This is a genomic window from Cellulophaga algicola DSM 14237, assembly GCF_000186265.1.
In the GTDB taxonomy this organism is placed as follows: domain Bacteria; phylum Bacteroidota; class Bacteroidia; order Flavobacteriales; family Flavobacteriaceae; genus Cellulophaga; species Cellulophaga algicola.
Map to the genome: position 1 here is coordinate 3,974,840 of NC_014934.1, position 21,157 is coordinate 3,995,996.

Annotated in this window: 18 protein-coding genes; 9 read left to right on the forward strand and 9 right to left on the reverse strand. The window is 34.9% G+C overall.

The window, feature by feature from the left end:
• Nucleotides 1-23 precede the first annotated feature (23 nt).
• From CELAL_RS17375 to CELAL_RS17385, 3 genes are read left to right on the forward strand one after another with little or no spacing between them, the layout of a single operon-like run.
• Complete coding sequence (locus CELAL_RS17375) at nucleotides 24-980, forward strand: tRNA dihydrouridine synthase (RefSeq protein WP_041557791.1); 957 nt, start codon at nucleotides 24-26, stop codon at nucleotides 978-980.
• A gap of 39 nt (nucleotides 981-1,019) precedes the next feature.
• Nucleotides 1,020-3,212: a B12-binding domain-containing radical SAM protein gene (locus CELAL_RS17380; protein WP_013552196.1), complete on the forward strand. Its 2,193-nt coding sequence runs from the start codon at nucleotides 1,020-1,022 to the stop codon at nucleotides 3,210-3,212.
• A gap of 24 nt (nucleotides 3,213-3,236) precedes the next feature.
• Complete coding sequence (locus tag CELAL_RS17385; RefSeq protein ID WP_013552197.1) at nucleotides 3,237-4,079, forward strand: DMT family transporter; 843 nt, start codon at nucleotides 3,237-3,239, stop codon at nucleotides 4,077-4,079.
• On the opposite strand, the gene CELAL_RS17390 is transcribed toward CELAL_RS17385, so the two are convergent.
• Nucleotides 4,076-5,335, reverse strand: a complete 1,260-nt coding sequence (locus CELAL_RS17390; RefSeq protein WP_041557792.1) for an OmpP1/FadL family transporter — start codon at nucleotides 5,333-5,335, stop codon at nucleotides 4,076-4,078. The genes CELAL_RS17385 and CELAL_RS17390 overlap by 4 nt on opposite strands.
• A complete protein-coding gene (locus CELAL_RS17395) occupies nucleotides 5,322-6,653 on the reverse strand; it encodes a DUF4270 family protein (RefSeq protein ID WP_013552199.1) in 1,332 nt (443 codons plus the stop codon). Before CELAL_RS17395 ends, CELAL_RS17390 begins: the two co-directional genes overlap by 14 nt.
• 242 nt (nucleotides 6,654-6,895) lie before the next feature.
• On the opposite strand from CELAL_RS17395, the gene CELAL_RS17400 reads away from it, so the two are divergent.
• The 5 genes from CELAL_RS17400 to CELAL_RS22660 all read left to right on the forward strand — a co-directional run bounded on the left by CELAL_RS17400 (nucleotide 6,896) and on the right by CELAL_RS22660 (nucleotide 16,204).
• Nucleotides 6,896-7,894, forward strand: coding sequence for a Kelch repeat-containing protein (locus CELAL_RS17400; RefSeq protein ID WP_013552200.1), 999 nt, complete (start codon nucleotides 6,896-6,898; stop codon nucleotides 7,892-7,894).
• A 74-nt stretch (nucleotides 7,895-7,968) separates the two neighbouring features.
• The gene (locus CELAL_RS17405) at nucleotides 7,969-8,313 is read left to right on the forward strand and encodes a DUF4907 domain-containing protein (RefSeq protein ID WP_013552201.1); all 345 of its coding nucleotides are present in this window, start codon (nucleotides 7,969-7,971) and stop codon (nucleotides 8,311-8,313) included.
• 4 nt (nucleotides 8,314-8,317) lie between these two features.
• The gene (locus tag CELAL_RS17410) at nucleotides 8,318-9,358 is read left to right on the forward strand and encodes a sensor histidine kinase (protein ID WP_013552202.1); all 1,041 of its coding nucleotides are present in this window, start codon (nucleotides 8,318-8,320) and stop codon (nucleotides 9,356-9,358) included.
• Nucleotides 9,359-9,360: 2 nt separating this feature from the next.
• On the forward strand, nucleotides 9,361-10,086 hold the full coding sequence (locus tag CELAL_RS17415; RefSeq protein WP_013552203.1) for a LytR/AlgR family response regulator transcription factor: 726 nt from the start codon (nucleotides 9,361-9,363) through the stop codon (nucleotides 10,084-10,086).
• 157 nt (nucleotides 10,087-10,243) lie between these two features.
• Nucleotides 10,244-16,204 (forward strand): endonuclease, encoded by a 5,961-nt coding sequence (locus CELAL_RS22660; protein WP_041557793.1) that lies wholly within the window; start codon nucleotides 10,244-10,246, stop codon nucleotides 16,202-16,204.
• A gap of 77 nt (nucleotides 16,205-16,281) precedes the next feature.
• Here the strand turns inward: CELAL_RS22660 and CELAL_RS17425 are convergent, their stop codons facing one another.
• From CELAL_RS17425 to CELAL_RS22215, 7 genes are read right to left on the reverse strand one after another with little or no spacing between them, the layout of a single operon-like run.
• The gene (locus CELAL_RS17425; protein WP_013552205.1) at nucleotides 16,282-17,763 is read right to left on the reverse strand and encodes a cryptochrome/photolyase family protein; all 1,482 of its coding nucleotides are present in this window, start codon (nucleotides 17,761-17,763) and stop codon (nucleotides 16,282-16,284) included.
• On the reverse strand, nucleotides 17,763-17,897 hold the full coding sequence (locus tag CELAL_RS21965) for a DUF2256 domain-containing protein (protein WP_013552206.1): 135 nt from the start codon (nucleotides 17,895-17,897) through the stop codon (nucleotides 17,763-17,765). Before CELAL_RS21965 ends, CELAL_RS17425 begins: the two co-directional genes overlap by 1 nt.
• Nucleotides 17,894-18,526: a flavin reductase family protein gene (locus CELAL_RS17430; protein WP_013552207.1), complete on the reverse strand. Its 633-nt coding sequence runs from the start codon at nucleotides 18,524-18,526 to the stop codon at nucleotides 17,894-17,896. The genes CELAL_RS21965 and CELAL_RS17430 overlap by 4 nt, the downstream gene beginning before the upstream one ends.
• On the reverse strand, nucleotides 18,516-19,652 hold the full coding sequence (locus CELAL_RS17435) for an FAD-binding domain-containing protein (RefSeq protein ID WP_013552208.1): 1,137 nt from the start codon (nucleotides 19,650-19,652) through the stop codon (nucleotides 18,516-18,518). Before CELAL_RS17435 ends, CELAL_RS17430 begins: the two co-directional genes overlap by 11 nt.
• The gene (locus tag CELAL_RS17440; RefSeq protein ID WP_013552209.1) at nucleotides 19,653-19,940 is read right to left on the reverse strand and encodes a TIGR03643 family protein; all 288 of its coding nucleotides are present in this window, start codon (nucleotides 19,938-19,940) and stop codon (nucleotides 19,653-19,655) included. It lies immediately after the preceding gene.
• A gap of 2 nt (nucleotides 19,941-19,942) precedes the next feature.
• A complete protein-coding gene (locus CELAL_RS17445; protein WP_013552210.1) occupies nucleotides 19,943-20,341 on the reverse strand; it encodes a DUF2452 domain-containing protein in 399 nt (132 codons plus the stop codon).
• A gap of 1 nt (nucleotide 20,342) precedes the next feature.
• Nucleotides 20,343-20,519: a Lacal_2735 family protein gene (locus tag CELAL_RS22215; RefSeq protein WP_013552211.1), complete on the reverse strand. Its 177-nt coding sequence runs from the start codon at nucleotides 20,517-20,519 to the stop codon at nucleotides 20,343-20,345.
• Between the two features lie 210 nt (nucleotides 20,520-20,729).
• Between CELAL_RS22215 and CELAL_RS17455 the strand changes: the two genes are divergently transcribed.
• On the forward strand, nucleotides 20,730-21,086 hold the full coding sequence (locus CELAL_RS17455; RefSeq protein ID WP_245529646.1) for a hypothetical protein: 357 nt from the start codon (nucleotides 20,730-20,732) through the stop codon (nucleotides 21,084-21,086).
• The last annotated feature ends 71 nt before the right edge of the window (nucleotides 21,087-21,157 follow it).

The following is a 21,157-nucleotide window of genomic DNA, read 5'->3' on the forward strand; positions in this document are numbered from 1 at the left end:
TCTTTGCCGCCAATCTATTTTTAATGAGTTTTACCTTACTATCTTCTCCATTACAGGGCTTTACCGATTTTCGGTTTAGAAATGCATTCCACCATTTTTTTGGAGGTATTGATACATTTTATGCACCTTACATTCGTTTAGATGGTAAATTAGTTATAAAATCGTCCTATCAACGCGATTTGCAATTAGAAAACAACGCAGCTCTAAATCTTATTCCGCAGGTGATGACCAATGACGCAGATGAATTTTTGTTTGTGGTCAAATACATTCAAGACTTAGGCTACACGGAGTTAAATTGGAATTTGGGTTGTCCTTATCCTATGGTCACAAAACGTGGAATGGGTTCTGGATTGGTAAAAGAAGCTGATAAAATAGATCATATCTTAGATCGTGTGCATGCTGAAACAAATGTTACCGTTTCTATGAAAATGCGCATGGGTTATGAGGATAGTTCAGAAATATTAGATACGTTTCCTGTATTAGAAAAATATCCAATTAAGAATATTGCGATACATGCACGCATAGGTAAACAGTTGTATAAGGGTGGAGTAGATTTAGATGCTTTTCAACGTTGTGTGGAAAGTACCAGTCATAAATTATACTACAATGGGGATATAACTACGGTTGATGCCTTTAAAAAAATGCAAGAACGTTTCCCAAGCATAGATCATTGGATGATTGGTCGAGGTCTAATTGCAGATCCCTTTTTACCAAGTATGATTAAAGCAAATACTTTTGAATACCCTGAGAATAGATGGGCTATTTTTAGTGAATTTCATGATACCATTTATCAAGACTATGATGCTTTTTTATCTGGACCGACTCCTATTAAAATGAAAATGCAGGGGTTTTGGGAATTTTTCGCAAACTCATTTTCAAATCCGCAGAAAACATTTAAAGCGATAAAAAAAGCAAATAATCCAAGGGCTTACCAAAGTACTGTAGCAGAAATTCTAAAGAAAGAAATGAGCTTGACCTAAACTATTGGCGTACCTTTGCAGCTTATTTTTTAATGCATTTTGAAAGACATTTTACTTATAACACCTCCGTTTACACAATTAAATACGCCTTATCCAGCAACGGCTTATTTAAAAGGATTTCTGAATACAAAAAACATTTCTTCTTTTCAAATCGATTTAGGGATTGAAGTAATTCTAGACTTATTTTCAAAAAATCAGTTTGAGAAAATATTTCAATATGCGTATGAAAATAATACGATTACCTCAGAGAACTGTCAACGTATTTATGCCTTAAAACAAGTTTATTTAAATACAATAAATCCCATTATTGCTTTTCTGCAAGATAAAAATCCAACCTTTGCAAGACAAATTTGTACGGATGGTTTCTTACCAGAAGCATCACGTTTTCAGGAGTTAGATGAGTTAGATTGGGCATTTGGTGAAATGGGGTTACAGGATAAAGCAAAGCATTTAGCGACCTTGTATTTAGAAGATTTATCAGATTTTATTGTAGAATGTATCGATGCTAATTTTGGCTTTAGTCGGTATGCAGAACGTTTAGGGCGTAGTGCTAATTCTTTTGATGAATTGTATGAAAAGTTGCAAGAAGAACTTACCTATATAGATCAATTAACAATAGCGATTATCGAGAATCACATTAAAACGATACAACCTAAGCTTGTTTGTTTTTCTATTCCTTTTCCTGGTAATTTATATAGTGGATTTAGATGTGCACAATACATTAAAAAACATTATCCAGCCATAAAAATTGGAATGGGTGGTGGTTTTGCAAATACAGAATTGCGATCGCTTGCTGATAAACGCGTTTTTGAGTTTTTTGATTATATCACGCTTGATGATGGAGAACTCCCGATAGAATTGGTAGTAAAGGCAGTTACAAATGAAACCGCATCAGACCATGAATATAAAAGGACTTTTTTACTAGAAAACGGAGAGGTTACATACTTAAATACAGCAAAGCAAGCCGATTATAAGCAAAGCGATGTAGGAACTCCTGATTATACAGATTTACTTTTAGACCAATATATATCAGTAATTGAAATAGCCAATCCCATGCATAGTTTATGGAGTGATGGTAGATGGAATAAATTAACTATGGCGCATGGTTGCTATTGGGGAAAATGTACGTTTTGTGATATATCATTAGATTACATAAAAATATATGAGCCTGTTGCGGCTAAACTTTTAGTAGACCGCATGGAAACCCTAATTACCCAAACCGGAGAAAACGGATTTCATTTTGTAGATGAAGCGGCGCCACCATCCTTGATGAAAGCTTTGGCTATAGAAATACTAAAACGGAATTTGATTGTTACTTGGTGGACAAACATTCGTTTTGAGAAAAACTTCACGACAGATTTATGTAAATTATTAAAAGCATCTGGCTGTATTGCCGTTTCTGGCGGATTAGAAGTAGCTTCTGACCGCTTGTTAAAATTGATAGACAAAGGAGTAACAGTAGCTCAAGTAGCACAAGTAACCCGAAATTTTACCGAGGCTAATATTATGGTGCATTCGTATTTAATGTACGGATATCCAACACAAACGGTACAGGAGACCGTAGATAGTCTTGAAATGGTACGTCAACTTTTTGAAATAGGCGTTCTGCAGTCTGGTTTTTGGCATCAATTTGCATTAACAGCTCATAGTCCTGTGGGGATAAATCCATCAGAATATGGTATTATTCCAGATATAAAAGAAATTACTTTTGCGAATAATGATATTGATTTTACGGATACAACAGGAATAGATCATACTCAATTTAGTTACGGATTAAAAAAATCGCTATTTAATTATATGCATGGTATCGGTTTTGAAACCGCGCTGCAAGAATGGTTTGATTTTAAAATTCCGAAGTCACAAATTGCTAAAAATTTTATAGAAAACTGTTTAGAGACGCAAGTGGATTTAAGTACCAAGGCTAGTGCTAAAATTCTTTGGTTGGGGAGTTTGCCGCAATTGGAAGTAACTACCAAAACAAAAAGAGGACAATCATGGGAGCTCTTAAAGATGACGTTTCATGACCGAAAAAAAGTGACTACAATTTCCTTAGAAAAGGAAACTGGGGAGTGGTTATACCAGCAATTAGAAAAATTACAGGTTCAAGAGGAGAGACTTATTTCTTTTGGGGCTTTAAAAAATGATTTTGAAATACACTTTGAGAATTTTGAATTATTTTGGTTTTCAAAACCGCTACAAACATTAAAAGAAACAGGATTATTAACGCTTTAAATAAAGTGTAAACTATTAAAATAAATGAATTTTAAGCAAGCTTTAGGGTATATGGTCATCAGTACGTTGTCCTTCACTTTTATGAATGCCACCGTAAAATATTTGGTTCATTTACCAGCCTATGAATTGGTTTTTTTTAGATCACTAGGAACTTTAGTTCTAACGCTTTCATTCTTAACGTATCATAAAATTCCTGTTTTAGGAAATAAAAGAAAATTGCTTATTTATAGAGGTTTAGCGGGGGTAACTTCTATGACCTTATACTTTATGTCATTGAAGTACTTAACTATGGGAACGGCTGTTTCTCTGCGGTACATAGCACCAATATTCGCTGCTTTCTTCGCTATATTTTTATTGAAAGAAAAAGTGAAATTTATACAATGGGTATTTTTTGGGATAGCTTTTGGAGGAGTAATGATATTGAAAGGTTTTGATGGTAGTCTAGATCCTTTTGGTTTAATTTTAATTATTGGTGCCGCTTTTTTTAGTGGCTTGGTGTATGTAACCATTACTAAAATAGGAAAACAAGATCATCCTGTAGTTGTGGTTAACTATTTTATGATGATCGCAACTATAATAGGAGGAGTACTCACCATTTTTAATTGGGTAACCCCTAAAGGTATAGAGTGGCTTCTTTTATTAGGTTTAGGGATATTTGGTTATTTTGGACAATTGTATATGACCAAAGCATTTCAATCTGGCAGCACAACCCAAGTAGCACCCCTAAAATATATAGAAGTGCTTTTTACAGTTTCCGTAGGTTTACTTTGGTTTAATGAAATTTACACCTTGTGGAGTTTATTAGGGATTATAATGATTATAGGCGGACTTATTCTAAATGCACTTTATAAATCAAGAGCTTCTTAATTAATTTTTCGTTGCCTGAACCATAAATCTTCTAAACTCATATTTAAAGTAAATAGGTGATAATTTTCTTTTATTAACACGTTTTCTATAATTCCTTTGGATCCATAGCTATAAGATAGATTTATCATGGAGTTAGAACTTCTACTCACAGGTAAACCTATTCCTGTAGTAATATTAAAACCATTTATTTTTTCCTTGTTTACTTCTAAGTAACCGGTGTCATAATTATACCCAAGTCTATAATTAATACGATCACTATATTTAAAACTACTCTTATTCTTTATATATTCTAGGCCAACACCTAGAATATCTTGATCTACATAACTCCCCGATAGATCTGTTTGGTTGGTAGCATCCCAATAGTTCTTTTTATAATCAGCACTCAGCATAAAAGACTTATATAGTTTAGCACTGAAGCCAAAACCTACTTCTAAGGGCAGGTCAAAATTATCAGCGGTATCTGGCTCATCTGATTCAACAGTTACACTGGTAGAACCTTCTATTACTTTAGTTATAGAACGGTCTATACTTCCTTTTAAACTGGTAGGAAATTGCATGGTACTTCCTATGGTAAATTTATCATTTAAATCAAACTGCATTCCGTATCCTAAACGAGCACCGCTATAATTAGTAGTTTCTGTTAAGCTCAAAGCGCTATTGCTAATGACAAAAGATTCTGTTTCTTCAATATTACCAAATAAGAATGAAGCACTTAATCCAAACCTTAAATTGTCTAATAACGAATATCCTATATTCAATTTTAAATCGCTTAATGCCCCTAAACCGGTAACAGCACTTTCAAAAGTTTCTGTACTTCCTTCTACATTAGATTGAATGCCTACAAGCGAATATCCCACATCACTATAAGGTACCATAGAAATACCCGCACCTAGTCCTTCTGTAATTCTAAAAGCGAAAGCAATATTTGAAAAGTTTACATTTTTCTTTTTTTCACTATAACTTCTATTGCTATAGTTATTTACTTCACCGGTAACACCAATATCATAGAAAAAAGAATTTTGAGGAATTAAACCATAGTTAGCAGGATTCAAATTATTAATCTCTGAGTCCGTTTTTAATCCAATTCCAGTATACCCTAGCGCATTAGATTTACCAATACTTGTTTGATTAATTACGCCTAAACCATATAAAGAATAGGGAGAACTTGTTAAAGCTTCTGTTTGTGAATATCCAGCATTAATTGATGCGATGAGTACTAGTATACTCGTTAAGGAAGGTATTTTAATTTTCTTCATCGTAAACTGCGTATGTAAGTTCAAGTTTTGTTTTGGTACTAGAATTAAGTGTTCCATTTAAAATAAATCGGTCTACAGTTGCCGTATAATTTTCAGGAATCAGGAGTAAAGATTCTTCAGAGTTGAGATCAGTAGATAGAATACCTTCAATATAGGCGGTTAAGTCTATTTCAAAATAAACATCGTTATATTCTTGATTGTATGTATTTAATATCGCACTAACTACCGAAGCATCTGTGTTGTATAATTGACTTGTAATGTCATTATTTTTATCGACCAAATAGACAGATAAATATTCTCTGAGCATCAAGTAATCTGAGTATGATCCTGCAACAGGTTTTATTTTTAAAACAGCTTTTAATAATGTTCCTTGCCCACCAACATTATTTACCGTTTTAAGATATGGCAGCTCAATTTTGGTAGCAATACCAGTTCCTGACTGAATAAAGCTTTCATCGTCGCTGTCATCACTAGATAAACTAACTTCTCCATTTGTAAGTGTTTGTAAATAATTTATAGGATCGGTAGCACTTATGTTATTAAAAAATGGATTAGGACTATCAGAGGTATTCAATATAATATCGGTATAACTTTGAGTTCGTTCTATTTCTCCTGCAGTAGAATAATAAAGGCGCATATAAAAATCACTTGAGCTTTTAGAAAATCCGATTACAGAACCATCATCTTCCGTATCAGGCAATAATGCTAAGCCTTTAAATTCATTGGTGAATTCGGCATTATCTGTTACAATTTTATTTTGAAATTGATTAAAAAATTCGAGACCTAAATCATCCGTTAATTTTATCTCTAAGGAGTCTGATGATTGCGGTCTAGGGATATAACTTATAATTCCTAGATCTATGTCATCGTAAGCAACGGTACTGTTATTATAAAAAACATTATTCTCGTCAGGATCAAAATTATCACTTAAGCGCTTTATTTTGATGGTGTTTGTTTTCGTTGTATCGTTATAATAGTAGGTGTCGTATTTGGCGAATAAAACAATACTATCGTATTCTGCTTCTGTATCAATATAATAGGAGTTAGGTAAAAATCCGGAATAATTAGCACTCCTCACTTTACCGAAGACAGGATCTGTATATTGGCCAATTAAAATTCTCTCTGCAGCAGAGGTAATAATACTATCGAATTTTATTGTAGATATATTGACGGTCAAGGTATCAATAAGTACCACTCTAATGTTGCTATCTGTAAACAAATCTCCCGCTAAAAAATCAGAATCATTAGTATCATCACTACAACTGCCTAGTAAACCTAGCAGTATTATTGTGCTAAAGACCCACAATTTGTTTATCATAATTTAATTTTTTGATAAAAGTAGATGACACATGATAAGCGCTATAGTAGAATAGATAAAAGCGGTAATTTTTAAGACGAACCCTTGAATTGTTTCTATGAAGTAAGATGTTCTGTTCGTAGATTAATTTTGGGGTTTCATATGTTAAAACTAGGACTTCATCTATTCTGTTTTATTTGACTTCATAACCAGTATAGATTTGAATCGAATTAAAAAATCAACGAATTATAAAGCATTAGTTTATGAAGAAAATGGTATTAAAACATAAAATAGCCTACTTATGTAGTATAAGCCTATTATTAGTAGCAACGAGTTGCTCCAGTGATGACGATGATGATGATACAGGAAACTGGGTAGAGCGATCTGTTTTTGATGGAAGCCCTAGAAGTGGAGCAACTAGTTTTACTATTGGTAATATTGGGTATATGGGCGTTGGTTATGATGGAGATGATTATTTAAACTCATTTTGGGCTTATGATATAGAAGGCAATTACTGGTCTCAAAAAGCAGATTTCACAGGTGTTGCACGTAATGCAGCAGCAGGTTTTACGGTTAATGATAAAGGGTATATTGGTTCTGGATATGATGGTTTAGATGAACTAGCAGATTTCTATTCGTATGACCCAGGAACAAATGCATGGACACAGATAGCAGATTTCCCATCTACACCTAGAAGAAATGCAATAGGTTTTGGATTAAATGGAGTTGGTTATTTTGGTACCGGCTTTGATGGAGATAATGATCGTAAAGATTTTTGGAAATACAACCCTACGACTGATTCTTGGTCAGAGCTAGTTGGTTTCGGAGGCGATAAGAGACGTGCAGCTACAACATTTATTCTAGAAGATAAAGCGTATTTAGCGACGGGTATTTCTAACGGTGTTTATTTAACAGATTTCTGGGTTTTTGATCCTACTACAGAAGTGTGGACAGAAAAATTAGAATTAGATGAAGAAGATGATTATGCTATAGCCCGCAGTAATGCTGTAGGTTTTACATTAAATGGCTATGGCTATATAGCTTGTGGAGATCGTAGTGGTGCAAGTACTTCTGTTTGGGAATATGATCCTTTAACGGATACCTGGGAAGTAAAGACAAGTTATGAAGGTACAACACGACAAGACCCTGTGGCATTTTCAAATGGTTCAAGAGGCTTTGTTGGTTTAGGTAGATCTGGTACTTTATATTTAGATGATTTGCAAGAATTTTTTCCTTTTGCAGAATATGATGATGAAGATTAATTTGAATTAGTTATTTATAATGAATAGGGTTGTTTTATCGAAAATCAGCCCTATTATTCTTAAAATTTTGATAAATGAAAAAGAGCAATCTAGATAAAACCATAACTTTAGCAGCATTTACTATAGCATTGATAACCATTGTAATGGTTATTATGAATTATATGGACTCCAAACCTATATTAGATTCTGAGGTTTTTACGGTAGAAGGCGGTTTTGGATATCAAATACAAGCAGAAGATAAAATAATTATCAAACAAGAATATATTCCTGCTATACAAGGAGCAGTTCCTTTTAACACTAAAAATGATGCGTGGTTAGTGTCTAATTTGGTTATAAACAAGCTTTTAAATAAAGAGAATCCTGTAGTTACCTTAAACGATTTAGAAAATTTAAATATAAAAGTGTTGAATAGGCAGTAAATTTATGGTTCTAAAGAAAAGGTACTTTTGGCAAATTTTTATTCATGTAATACTATGGCTATTTTTTTATGGTCTTCTGTTATATCCATTTATTTCTCAAGAAAGGCCATTTCCGCCAGATCTTCATATTCGCTTTATTTTTTCATTTCTACTATTTTATATTAACTACTATTACCTAATTCCTAAGCTTTTATTAAAGAAGAATGTTGCCAATTATATTGTAATCTCTATTGTATTAATTATCATATTTGGACTCATTGTAAATATTTTCGGAAATCTATCTTTTATAAAAACTATTCCTGCAGAGCTTAACGACTTACAAAAAAGACATTTGCGTTCAGAGAACCCTGAATTTCGTTCTTTCTTCATGTCCATCATCACTTTCGGAATTCCTTATGTAGTTAGTTCATTGCTTCGTATTTATATTGAGTGGAACCGCAATGAAGATTTGAGAAAAATTACAGAGAATGAAAAGGTAAATTCTGAGCTTCAATTTTTAAAAACGCAATTAAATCCACATTTTTTATTCAATTCATTAAATGCTATTTACTCCTTGTCCGTAAAGAAATCAGACAAGACTTCAGAAGCTATTATAAATTTATCAGAACTCATGCGCTATATGTTGTATGAAGCCGATAAAGATTTGGCACCTTTATCTAAAGAGATAGAATATATAAAGAACTACGTTCAGTTACAACGCTTACGATTATCGGATACAGAGAATGTACTTTTAAAAATATCAGGAGAAGACAAACAGAAATCTATTGCGCCTTTGCTATTCATCTCATTTATAGAAAATGCCTTTAAATATGGTACGGATTTTAAAGGGAAAACCAATGTTAAAATAAGCCTCTCAATTTTTGATGATGGTATTCATTTTAGTGTGATCAATAAAATAGGGGCTTTTAGAAAAGAAGCCAAAAATTCTGGTGTTGGACTAACAAATATTAAAAATAGACTGAACTTATTGTATCCGGACTCCCACGAGCTGTTTGTTGAGAATGATGGAGAAAATTATTGCGTTAGGCTTACCTTAAAATTATAACTATGAAATGTATTATTATAGACGATGAGCCATTAGCAATAGATATCATAACGGATTATTGCAGTAAGCTAGATTTTATAGAAGTCGTAGGTACTTTTACGAACCCCCTTGATGCGATCAGCATCTTAAATGATAAAAAAGTAGACCTTCTTTTTTGTGATATTCAAATGCCACAAATTAGCGGGATAGATTTTATAGCTTCCCTAGATAATAAACCCTTATTTATTTTTACAACGGCCTATTCTCAATATGCAGTAGAAGGCTTTGAGCTTAATGCGGTAGATTATTTAGTGAAACCTATTCCTTACCACCGTTTTATAAAAGCTATTTCAAGAGCAAAAGAACAATTATCTAAAAAAGAAAAACCTATGGAAGGCAATGTATTTTCATCTCATGGAGAAACCAACGAATCAAAGAAGTTTATTTTCGTAAAAGCAGAATATGAAAGTATTAAGATAAATTTAGATGAGATTGAATATGTTCAAGGTTTGAAGGACTATTTAAAAATTCATATCACCAATACTAATAAGACGGTGTTGACCCTTATGAATTTTAAAGAGATATTAGATAAACTTCCTTCCAATCAGTTTTTACGCGTGCACAAATCATTTGTGGTCAATGTAAATTTTATTAAGACGGTTCAACGGAATAGAATTGTAATTAACGATACAAGAATTCCTATTGGAGAAAGCTATAAAGCGAAATTTTTCTCTGTTTTAGGATTATAATTTTCTCCTAACATTTACTTTTCAACGATGAATAGTACCGATAAACCATGGTTATACGGTAGAAAGGAGGTTATTTCTTAACGTTCTGTTAATAAAGAATAACTTCTTACGCAATAGAATTTCTTAATTTTGGTGGTACTAAAATAATTAGACCACTATGAAACAAAATTACTTAAGGAAGAATCTATTGCTATGGATTCTGGCATTTTTTATGCTAAACTTTGTCTCTGCACAAATTCCTTCCTATTATTCAGGAACGAATATTAGTGCTACAGGAGAGAGTTTGAAAAACAATTTGGGCACACTTGTCACCAATACACAAAGTACGGTATTGAGTTATACTCCAGGAGTGTGGGAAGCTTTAAAGCAAACAGATTTAGACCCTGCTGATCCTAACAACGTTTTCTTATTATACGGCTATAATGATAGTGATGCAGATGCTACCAATGACAGAACGCGTTCTAAGGATAATAATGGTGGTGGATCTGGCCAATGGAACAGAGAGCATTCCTATCCAAAATCATTAGGAAATCCCAATTTAGGAACAACAGGTCCTGGGTCTGACGCGCACCATTTGCGTGCTACAGATGTTCAATTTAATTCAACAAGAGGTAACCGTCCGTATATTGATTCAGAGGGTACTGCAAAAGCCTTGAATAACGGATTTTATCCTGGTGATGAATGGAAAGGTGACGTTGCTCGTATGATGATGTATATGTACATTAGATATGGGAATCGTTGTTTGCCCAATACGGTAGGATTAGGGAACTCTACCTATAGCCCAGAAATGAGAGACATGTTCTTAGAATGGAATGCAGAAGATCCAGTATCTCAGGTAGAAATTAATAGAAATGTTCTTTTAGAAGGTATTCAAGGGAATAGAAACCCATTTATAGATAACCCTGCTTTTGCTACTACTATTTGGGGAGGACCACAAGCAGAAGATAGATTCCAAAATACCTCTACTGATATAGAAGCACCTACAGTACCGGCTAATTTGGTGGCTGCAAATACCACTATTACGGGTGTAGATTTAACGTGGACCGCTTCAATAGATAATGTAGCAGTATTGGCTTACCAGGTTTTTAATGGGACTAATTTTGTTACTTCTACCAGTAGTACTTCATTTACCGTTTCTGGTTTAGAAGCAAATACTAGCTATTCTTTTTCTATAAAGGCAATAGATGCCGCAGGAAATAGCTCATCGGAGAGCAATGTAGTAATGTTTACTACATTAGAAGATACAACAACGCCACCAACACCAACGGGAGATTTTATAGCTTTTCAAGGGTATGAAAATTCTTCTAATGACACGTGGATGTATGTGCAATCTCCTGTGCCGTGTAATACAGGAGGAGATGTTTGGGACGTAGTTTCTAGTGTAGGTTCTATAACAGCACCAAAAACAGGTGCTAATTTCTTCGGTATTCAAGATTTAGAAGGTAATTGTGCTACGGTTGATGGAGGTACTTTAACTTTCAATGCTATAGATATTAGCAATTTTACGGGAGTGACCCTCTCTTTTGAAGTGCAGGTAGATGGTTTTGATGTTGCCAATGGCGATATTCTTACGTATGAAATTTTTCACGACGCCGTTTCGCAAGGTGTGGTTACTATCACAGTAGGCAGTCCGTACAGTACTACAGGTTGGGAGCAGATATCTCAAGCAATACCTAATACGGTTTCTAGTGTGAGCCTACAATTGTACGCAAAACAAAATGGCGGGAGTGATTATGCCGGTTTTGATGATGTACACTTACAAGGAACAGCAACAGGATCAGGATCATCTGACCAAGGGCTGCTAATTAATGAAATTGATGCAGATCAAGAGAGCACCGATGCTTCTGAGTTTATTGAGTTGTATGATGGTGGTTCTGGAAATACGAGCTTAGATGGCTATGTAGTTGTGTTATATAATGGGAGTAATAACCTAAGTTATAATACGATAGATTTAACAGGTTATGCTACTGATGAGAATGGATATTTTGTGATAGGAAGTGCTAATGTTGCTCATGTAGATTTAGCGGCTTTTACCACCAATGGTATTCAAAACGGAGCAGATGCCGTAGCACTTTATTTGGCAGATCCTGCTAGTTTTTCTTCAGGAACGGCACTAGTTTTAGAGGAAACTTTAATAGATGCGGTAGTGTATGGAACTAGTGATGGTGATGATGCAGAATTGTTAACCTTATTAAATTCAGGTCAAGTCCAAGTAGATGAAAACGAAGGTGGTAACGCTACTGTAAATTCTATGCAACGTAGTCCTAATGGTCAAGGTGGCGCTAGGAACACTAATTTATTTGTCATGAATGTACCTACTCCGGGTACTTCTAATGGAGCAGGAGCTAGTACAACAGATACTGAAGCGCCAACAATACCTTCTCAAGTAACCACCGCTACTATTGAAGCTACAAAGGTGGCGTTGTCATGGACAGCAGCAGCAGATAATGTAGGTGTTATTGAATATCAGATTTTCGAGGGAACAACCTTGGTAGGTACTACAAATACCACTACATTCTCAGTAGAAGGGCTAAGTGCAGCTACCCTATATTCTTTTACCGTTGTAGCCATTGACGCCGCAGGTTATAGCTCAGCACTTTCAGAAGTTTTAGCAGTAACTACTAGTGGAGGCGGAACGTCGCCACTCAGTGCTTTATTGATCTCAGGGGTTTTTGATGGTCCGCTTACCGGCGGTGTACCTAAAGGGGTAGAACTTTATGCCACTGCTGCTATTGCAGATTTAAGTAGTTATAGCCTTGGCTCCGCAAACAATGGAGGTGGTACAGATGGAGAAGAATTTACATTTCCAGCAGTAGCATTAGCTAAAGGAGAATTTATATATGTAGCTACAGAAGAAGTAGAATTCAACAACTTTTTTGGTTTCATGCCTACATTTATTGATGGCGCTATGGCTATTAATGGGGATGATGCGGTTGAGTTATTTCAAAATGGAACCGTGATTGATGTTTTTGGAGCTATTGATGTAGATGGTTCTGGACAAGCTTGGGAGTATACAGATGGTTGGGCCTATAGAACTGAAAATACAGGACCAGATGGTGCCGTTTTTAAGAGTAGTAACTGGACTTTTAGTGGTCCAAATGCTTTAGATAATGAAACCACAAATACTGCAGCGGTAACACCTTTTCCTGTAGCTAGTTATACCATTTCTGGACCAGCTCAAATAGTTATCAACGAAGTAGATGTTGATAATTTAGGAACAGATGCTTTAGAATTTATAGAACTCTATGATGGTGGAAGCGGAAATTCATCCTTGGATGGCTTAGTCGTTGTTTTATTTAACGGAAGTAATGATTTAAGCTATAATGCTATAGACTTAACAGGTTATACGACGAATGAAAATGGCTATTTTGTACTAGGGAGTTCAGCTGTTGCTAATGTATCATTAGAAGCATTTACCACAAACGGTATTCAAAATGGCGCAGATGCAGTAGCCTTATATTCCGGAGCAGTAACCGACTTTCCTAGTGGTACGCCAGTTCTTGTGAATGATTCCTTATTAGATGCGTTGGTGTATAGTACAGATGACGGTGATGATGAAGGTTTATTAGTACTTTTAAACTCAGGAGAGCTGCAAGTAAATGAAGCTGCATTGGGAGATAAAGATAGCCAGTCTATGCAAAGAATGCCTAATGGTGCTGGTGGTGTGAGAAACACCGCTGCGTATATTACAGCAATACCATCTCCTGGAACAGAAAACGGAGCGATAATTCCGGCGCCTGCTACCATATCAATTTTAGCGGCTCGTAATACAGCAGAAGGTGATGTGGTAACGGTGAGTGGTGTTTTAACCGTATCAGATCAATTGGCAGGTTCTGCTTACCTTCAAGATGCTACCGCAGCCATTGCAATTTTTGATTCTTCCGTACATGGTGAAGGTAATTTCATGATAGGAGACTCTATCACAGTTACCGGTACCCGTAGTGCTTTCAATGATCAGATTCAAATTAGTACAGTCACACAGGTAGAAAATAATGGAACTCCAAATGTTGCTGTTACACCATTGGTAATCACGTTAGCAGAATTAGGAAATCATCCAGCGGAATTAGTAAGCGTTTTAAATCCATCTTTTCCTAAAGCAGGAGATATTTTATTCGGAAATTCTAATTACACCTTATCAGATGCAAGTGGTTTTGGAGACCTTCGTATAGATAATGATGTAGAGGCTATAGTAGGTTTAGGCCAACCCGCTTCTTGTTCAGAAATTACAGGTGTTGTAGGTCGTTTTTTTGAGTCATATCAATTACTACCGCGTGCCAAAGCAGACATGCCTTGTGCAACGGCATATGTTCCCTTAGACAATGGTGTAGCTGTTGGAAAGGATAAAACTTTTGACGTTGTGGCTTGGAATATTGAATGGTTTGGTGATGAAACCAATTCCCCTACGGTCGGTAATCCACTTTCAGATGCTATTCAAAAAGACAGTGTTTTAACCATCCTAAAAAAAATGGATGCAGATGTATATGCTGTAGAGGAAATATCTGATGATGTTCTTTTTGGTCAAATGGTTAGTGAGATGAACGGGTATGATTATGTACTTTCGGAAGCTGTATCGTATCCTAATGATGCAACTGGGACACAACAAAAAGTGGGATTCATCTATAATACAGCTACCGTTTCTGTAGTTGCAACAAAACCATTATTGGCTAGCATACACCCCTACTATAATGGAGGAGATGCTACTGCCTTGTCTGACTATCCAGATGCAGATAAAACGCGTTTTTATGCTAGTGGACGCCTACCTTTTTTAATGACGGCAGACGTAACTTTAGGAGGTGTAACAAAGCAATTTGATATTGTAGCACTACACGCTAGAGCAAATAGCAGTTCTGGCCCACAATCGCGTTATGATATGCGTAAGTATGATGTGGAAGTATTAAAAGATACTTTAGATGCACAATTTGCAGACTCAAACCTTATTGTTTTAGGGGATTACAACGATGATGTAGCTTTCACAGTCGCAGATGAGGTTAGTTCTACGGTAAGTACCTTTGATGCATATGTTCAAGATACTGTAAATTATACTATTCTTACAAAGGTATTAAGCGAAGGCGATTATCGCTCTTATGTGTTTAGAGAAAACATGATAGATCATATTACCGTTTCTAATGAATTATCAGCAAGCTACATTGATGGGTCTGTTAGTGTAGGCTATGAGTTTTATGATACGGATTACACCACAACTGTTTCAGATCACTTCCCAGTTTCAGCACGTTTCATTCTTGAAGAATTACAAATTGCAGAGATAGTAAGTTCTGAAACAACTTGTTCAGGAGATGCGGCTACGGCAACAGTACAGGTTAGTGGTGGTGTAGCTCCTTATGCCTATTCTTGGAATGACGGACAAACAACAGCTATTGCTACAGATTTAATTAGTGGATCTTATAGTATTGTGGTAACCGATGCTATTGGTACTACTGTACAAGATTCTATTTACGTAGCAACATTTGAGCCTATTGAGTTTACGGTAACAGACACAGTAAAAGTATTTCATGGATATGAGGCTGAAGCCTGTGCAACTATCGGTGTAACGAGTACTTGGGGTGGTGTAGCTCCTTATAACTATTCTTGGAGCTCAGGGGAGGATACCGAGTCTATTACGGTATGTCCTAATGAAACTACCTTATTTACTGTAACTATTACCGATGCTAATGGATGTACTGTAAGCGGTGAGATTACGGTAGAAGTAGAGGATGTTTCTTGTGGTAATAACTACAGAAGACCAAAAGTTAGTATGTGTAAAAATGGAAGATCAATATGCGTTTCTGCAAGAGCTGTAGAAATTCTTAAGAGAAAAGGATATACACTAGGTTCTTGTGCACCTCCAACGGATAATCCTGATGAAGATATCGCTTTAAAGATTTATCCAAATCCGTTTACTTCTTATGCTATTGTTCAACAGGAAAGTACTAAGAAGTCATATGCTTCCTATGTAGTTTATGACTACTATGGCAGCGTAGTGTATAAATCATATGATAAGTTAAGACCAGGGACTAATAAATCTGTATTACCGTTGTGGTATTTATGCAGCGGGTATTACGTTTTGAAGACTTATATAGATGGCGACTTAAAAAGTACAGCGCAAATTATTAAGAAATAATACTACGATCCTTAAGTAAAAAACCGCCAAGAAATTGGCGGTTTTTTTATGCGTACTAATTATTTCTATGGTAGTTTTTATTTTAAACGTACTAAGAAAGTTACGGCATGCTTTAAATGTGCTTCTTTTTTTGTGTCATCCATCCGATCAAAGGTAGAGAGTAACATTTTTAACCTTGGATTTCCTTTGAAAAACTCACGGTGTTCATGCATAAATCGCCAAAAAAGTCCATCCCATGATTGTTGCCAATCTCCTTTACCGTAATTACTCATTTTCATTACATAATTACTACCGCTGATATAGGGTTTGGTAGCAAAAGATCCACCATCTGCAAATTGGCTCATACCATATACATTAGGAACCATCACCCAATCATAAGAATCTATAAACAATTCCATAAACCACTTATAAACTTCTTCAGGATCAAACTCACACAACAACATAAAATTACCTAATACCATTAAGCGTTCTATGTGGTGGCAATACCCTGTTTTTAATATTTTTTTTATCGTAGTGTCTATAGGAACAATCCCGGTAGTACCGGTATAAAATGATTTTGGAATCTTACGGGTAAACCCCCAGAAATTGCGGGTACGTTGGTATACACCTTTCAGTTCATACATACCGCGCATAAACTCTCTCCACCCAATAATTTGACGGACAAAGCCTTCTAAAGAATTGATAGGGATATCATGTTTTTCAGCATAGGCTATAGTGGTATCAATAATAAGATGAGGTGTTAATAAGCCCACATTTAGCATGGGTGTTATTACACTGTGATTCAATATAGAATTCTCACCAACAATCGCATCTTCGTAAATACCAAATTCTGAAAAGCGTTGTTCTAGAAATTGATCAAACCAAACTTTAGCGGCCTCAAAATCTATAGGATAATATACTTCTTTGGTTAATGCGCCATAATGATCAGAAAAATGAAGATCTACATATTCTTTTGCTTCTTTATGATAGGTAGTGACCTCAGGGAAATGTATAGAAGGAGGTGTTTTTTTAGCGGGATACTTTTTTCTGTTTTCCGTATCATAAGTCCATTTACCCCCCATCGGCTCATCATTCTTATCTACAAGAATACCTAGCCTTTTTCGTTCTTGTTTGTAGAAGGTTGTTTGATGAAAGCTTTTTTTATCTTTTTTAAAAAAATGAGTTAAATCTTCTTTATTATTTATAAATAGGGGAGAGTCAAATTCTTTTAAAGTAATAGTATATGCTTTACTGGTCTCTTCAATTCTTTTACGCAACCAATAGTCAGAAACTTCAATGTAATTTAATTGATTTATTCCTTCTTTGTTCAGCTGTTTAATTAGGGTACGAATATCTGATACATCTTCTGTAGCTTCAATATAAATGACCTCGTGATTATTTGCTTTTAAGAACGCTTCATAACATTTCATGCTAGCCCTATGAAAAGCAATTTTCTGCTTGTGAAATTTGTAGTGTTTGAAAAATAAATATTCTTCAATTAAATATATGGGTGCATCAAATTCTAATACGGGAGAATTCTCAAATAACTGGTGTGGAAATATTAGGGTAACATCTTTCATCATTGGTTTTTGTTTCTTCTACATCGTTCAGAACAGTATTTTACATTGTTCCATTCTTTCTCCCACTTTTTTCTCCATGTAAATGGCTTATTGCAGACCAAACAGACCTTTTGTGGCAAGTGTTGTTTTTTCATTTAAATTTAGGTACTTCACTAGTGCGTGCATACGGGTATTCGGCTATTTTGTTGACGGTGTAATAGCTGTTGAGCCCAGAAATGCCTATGCTATTAATTTCTTCTAAATTGATATCCTCCGTACTTTCAAAGGAGGCATCGGGTAGAATTAAACTTGTAATTTCACCAATGACCAATAGGGTATTGTTTTGCTTTATTGGTAAAGCCTCCACAAATTGCATTCCCATTTTAAAACGACTCTCTTTTACAAAAGGAGCCTTACAGGCTTCTATATATTCTTCTGTGAGTCCGCAGCGTTCAAATTCAGAAATAGACGCATCAAATTTTGCTGAGGTATAATGCGCCTTCTTTGTGAATTCTGGATGAATGTGATTAATCGTATAGGAGTTGTTTGCTAAAATATTATCATAAGTATTTCTTGGTACTTCACCTATAGGTCTTAAAATAAAGCCTAATAAGGCAGGATCACTTCCCAAATGCACTACAGAACTGAAGATAGCTACATTCGTGATTCCGTCTTCATTTATACTAGCTATAAGATTAGCAGGTTTAATTCCAGAAACTGCGTTAATAATTTTAATGCGTTCTATTCTATCTAAGTTTTCTAATGCCTTTTTGTTAAGCTTCATGTGCAATCTTATTTTTAATTTCTTTTTTACATTTTTTCCAAAAGGCAAAAAAGGAAGGGTAATATCCTTCTACAGCAAACATCCAATCTCTAGAATCTTCAATTCCTGAATAGTGGTTATTGGTAGGATGTTCTTTGTAAAGGCAATGATTTAAATTATATAGGGAGCTGAGTTCATCAAATTCACCCACAAAAACTTGAATCCCTTTAATGTTTTTAGCTAACTCTAGTAGGAACTCAATGCTTTTACTAGAAACCGGGAATTTTTTAAAGAGAGAGGGTTCTAATAGTAATATGCGATTTGCGGTTAGTTCTTTTCTCCACATGGGATCAAGATTGTAATAATTGTAGATTAGTGTTGGTAATTCGGTAACAAGATCTAAAGTATCTGAAGTAGGGAGTGTCGTTTCTAAACGTGGTATATAGGTTTCCGTTAGTACTTCAGGGATTGACAAATTTTCAAAGTCTTCGTAAGCAACATCTAAAAAAGTAGTGCTTTGTGTTGTATGACAATAGCGGTTGATATTTTCTTGGTTGGCATAATATTTTTTGTTGCTATTTGCTCCTGCAACCCACTGCCAGCTTAAAGCATTACTAGCCCAATCAGCATCTAAAAGATGATAATACATCCATTGTGCAGGAATTTTCCAGTGACTTTTAGCTACATTGCATGCGATACTCGCTATATACATGCGCAAATGATTGTGCATATAGCCTGTTTTGTAAAGCAGGCTAATCGCTTCATCTATAGCTATAATTCCAGTAGTACCCTCGGCAACTATCTTAGGTATTTCATAATTTTCAACGGTTGGCTGTGGATGTTTTAAATCTGAATCTATAGCATTTTCTTTATGGATCCATACTTGCTGCCAGTAATCTCGCCAGGCTAATTCTTGAATAAATTTTTCAGCATTAGAGATTGTAAAACCTCGTTCTAAAAGCGATTGGTATACTTGTTTAGTAGAAATTACGCCTCTAGCTAAATAAGGTGATAAATAGGATACGCTGCCATCAATATAATTTCTAGAACTGGCATATTTCCTAGGATCTACATGTGCTATTCGTTTTTGAATGGCATCCATATCCGTAGGAAATTCAGGGTTTAAAAAATTAGGGAAACTACTCATTTATCGTTTGCTTATTTTATTACCAGAAATAGCACGCTGTCTAGAACATTTGAATCTATTAATTTCTGGATTTCTCTTTTTTAAATGCTTCTGACTTACGCCACTGTTCACCCTTTTCCGCCACCTTTTAAAACTACTTTCTTTGAGGTTGGAGCGCATCAGTCTTATGACGTCTTTTTCAGGAATTTTAAATTGGAATTCAATGGCCTCAAATGGCGTACGATCTTCCCATGCCATCTCAATGATTCGGTCTAATTGTCGTTCTGTAAATTCTAAAGTATCTTTCATAATTAAAGTTTCTCCCAAATTTGATCCGCATTCAAATAAAAACTACCTAGAGGCTCAAAGTTGCATTGCTCCGGAGCTATTATGGATAAAAAATTAGTGCCGTCCTTTTTGGCATACAGATGGTATTTTTCTCCTATTATGGGTTCAAAAGAGAATTTGGCATTATAAATCAAATTATTGTGCTCAAATTCAGCCATCATTTTATCATACGATTCTTTTAATTCTTGATACCTGGTTTGAATTTTGTGATTTACCTTGTTAATAGACCTATTTTTCCAAGCAATAGTGTCCATAGGTTGTATAGCAGGAGCACCCAGATTGGTGCTATAGGGTCTTAATGCAGCATCATACTTTTGAGTATCGGTATTGAAAACCACGCTATCTGGCTTTTTTGAATTCATGTTATTCCATTTTTGTGCTTAACTGTTCTATCTTTTTCATGATCTCTTCTGCTTCATACGTCTTTTGATCACTCAATTTTCTATTAGAGGTAGACAGCTTATGTGCTTCTTGAAGTAAACTCTGGTAGGTTTCATATAGCTTATCTTTCTCTGATTTTTTCTTAAATAGTCCAAACATGGTATACTGATTTTATAGAATTAATAGCGGTACTATAATGTAAAGTTACAATATGTTTAACTATTTGTGTAAAATATTAAACAAAATAATATAAACGAGTTATTTTGAATGTTTCTGAATTAAAGTAACCTACGAGATTCTAGGTTTTAAAATTGTATATTTGATTATATGTTGAAATTGGTTTCCATATCATTTTCATTCCTGATTTTCATGCAGAGTCTAGGAATTTGTTTCACTGATGTAGTTAAACTAAATCAGTTGATGGAGCATGCTTCGTTTCATAGTGAGCAATATGGAGATGATGTATTTACTTTTGTAGCTAAGCACTACGGAGCATCTAAAGCAGAACATCAAAAAGAACACCAAGAAGAAAAGGAAGATCATGAAAAACTACCTTTTCAAAATCATTCTCATATTTCTACAGTCATTGCTATTGTAAATCCAGTTTATAGGGCAGATTTTAATAAAATAGAATTTGTTCTGAATACGATATCAAATTTTCATTACCAAGAACCTAGTTCTTCCTTACACTCCATAGGCTTATTTCAGCCACCCCGCATTTCATAATAATTTTTAGATGTTAATAGACTCCATTTCATTTCTTTGAATTGGAATAGTTCTAATTATAATATTATGAA

Coding starts and splice junctions, on each gene's coding strand:
- CELAL_RS17375 (WP_041557791.1), top strand. CDS start 24: ATGAGTTTTACCTTACTATCTTCTCCATTACAGGGCTTTACCGATTTT.
- CELAL_RS17385 (WP_013552197.1), top strand. CDS start 3,237: ATGAATTTTAAGCAAGCTTTAGGGTATATGGTCATCAGTACGTTGTCC.
- CELAL_RS17390 (WP_041557792.1), bottom strand. CDS start 5,335: ATGAAGAAAATTAAAATACCTTCCTTAACGAGTATACTAGTACTCATC.
- CELAL_RS17395 (WP_013552199.1), bottom strand. CDS start 6,653: ATGATAAACAAATTGTGGGTCTTTAGCACAATAATACTGCTAGGTTTA.
- CELAL_RS17400 (WP_013552200.1), top strand. CDS start 6,896: ATGAAGAAAATGGTATTAAAACATAAAATAGCCTACTTATGTAGTATA.
- CELAL_RS17405 (WP_013552201.1), top strand. CDS start 7,969: ATGAAAAAGAGCAATCTAGATAAAACCATAACTTTAGCAGCATTTACT.
- CELAL_RS17410 (WP_013552202.1), top strand. CDS start 8,318: ATGGTTCTAAAGAAAAGGTACTTTTGGCAAATTTTTATTCATGTAATA.
- CELAL_RS17415 (WP_013552203.1), top strand. CDS start 9,361: ATGAAATGTATTATTATAGACGATGAGCCATTAGCAATAGATATCATA.
- CELAL_RS22660 (WP_041557793.1), top strand. CDS start 10,244: ATGAAACAAAATTACTTAAGGAAGAATCTATTGCTATGGATTCTGGCA.
- CELAL_RS17425 (WP_013552205.1), bottom strand. CDS start 17,763: ATGAAAGATGTTACCCTAATATTTCCACACCAGTTATTTGAGAATTCT.
- CELAL_RS21965 (WP_013552206.1), bottom strand. CDS start 17,897: ATGAAAAAACAACACTTGCCACAAAAGGTCTGTTTGGTCTGCAATAAG.
- CELAL_RS17430 (WP_013552207.1), bottom strand. CDS start 18,526: ATGAAGCTTAACAAAAAGGCATTAGAAAACTTAGATAGAATAGAACGC.
- CELAL_RS17435 (WP_013552208.1), bottom strand. CDS start 19,652: ATGAGTAGTTTCCCTAATTTTTTAAACCCTGAATTTCCTACGGATATG.
- CELAL_RS17440 (WP_013552209.1), bottom strand. CDS start 19,940: ATGAAAGATACTTTAGAATTTACAGAACGACAATTAGACCGAATCATT.
- CELAL_RS17445 (WP_013552210.1), bottom strand. CDS start 20,341: ATGAATTCAAAAAAGCCAGATAGCGTGGTTTTCAATACCGATACTCAA.
- CELAL_RS22215 (WP_013552211.1), bottom strand. CDS start 20,519: ATGTTTGGACTATTTAAGAAAAAATCAGAGAAAGATAAGCTATATGAA.
- CELAL_RS17455 (WP_245529646.1), top strand. CDS start 20,730: ATGCAGAGTCTAGGAATTTGTTTCACTGATGTAGTTAAACTAAATCAG.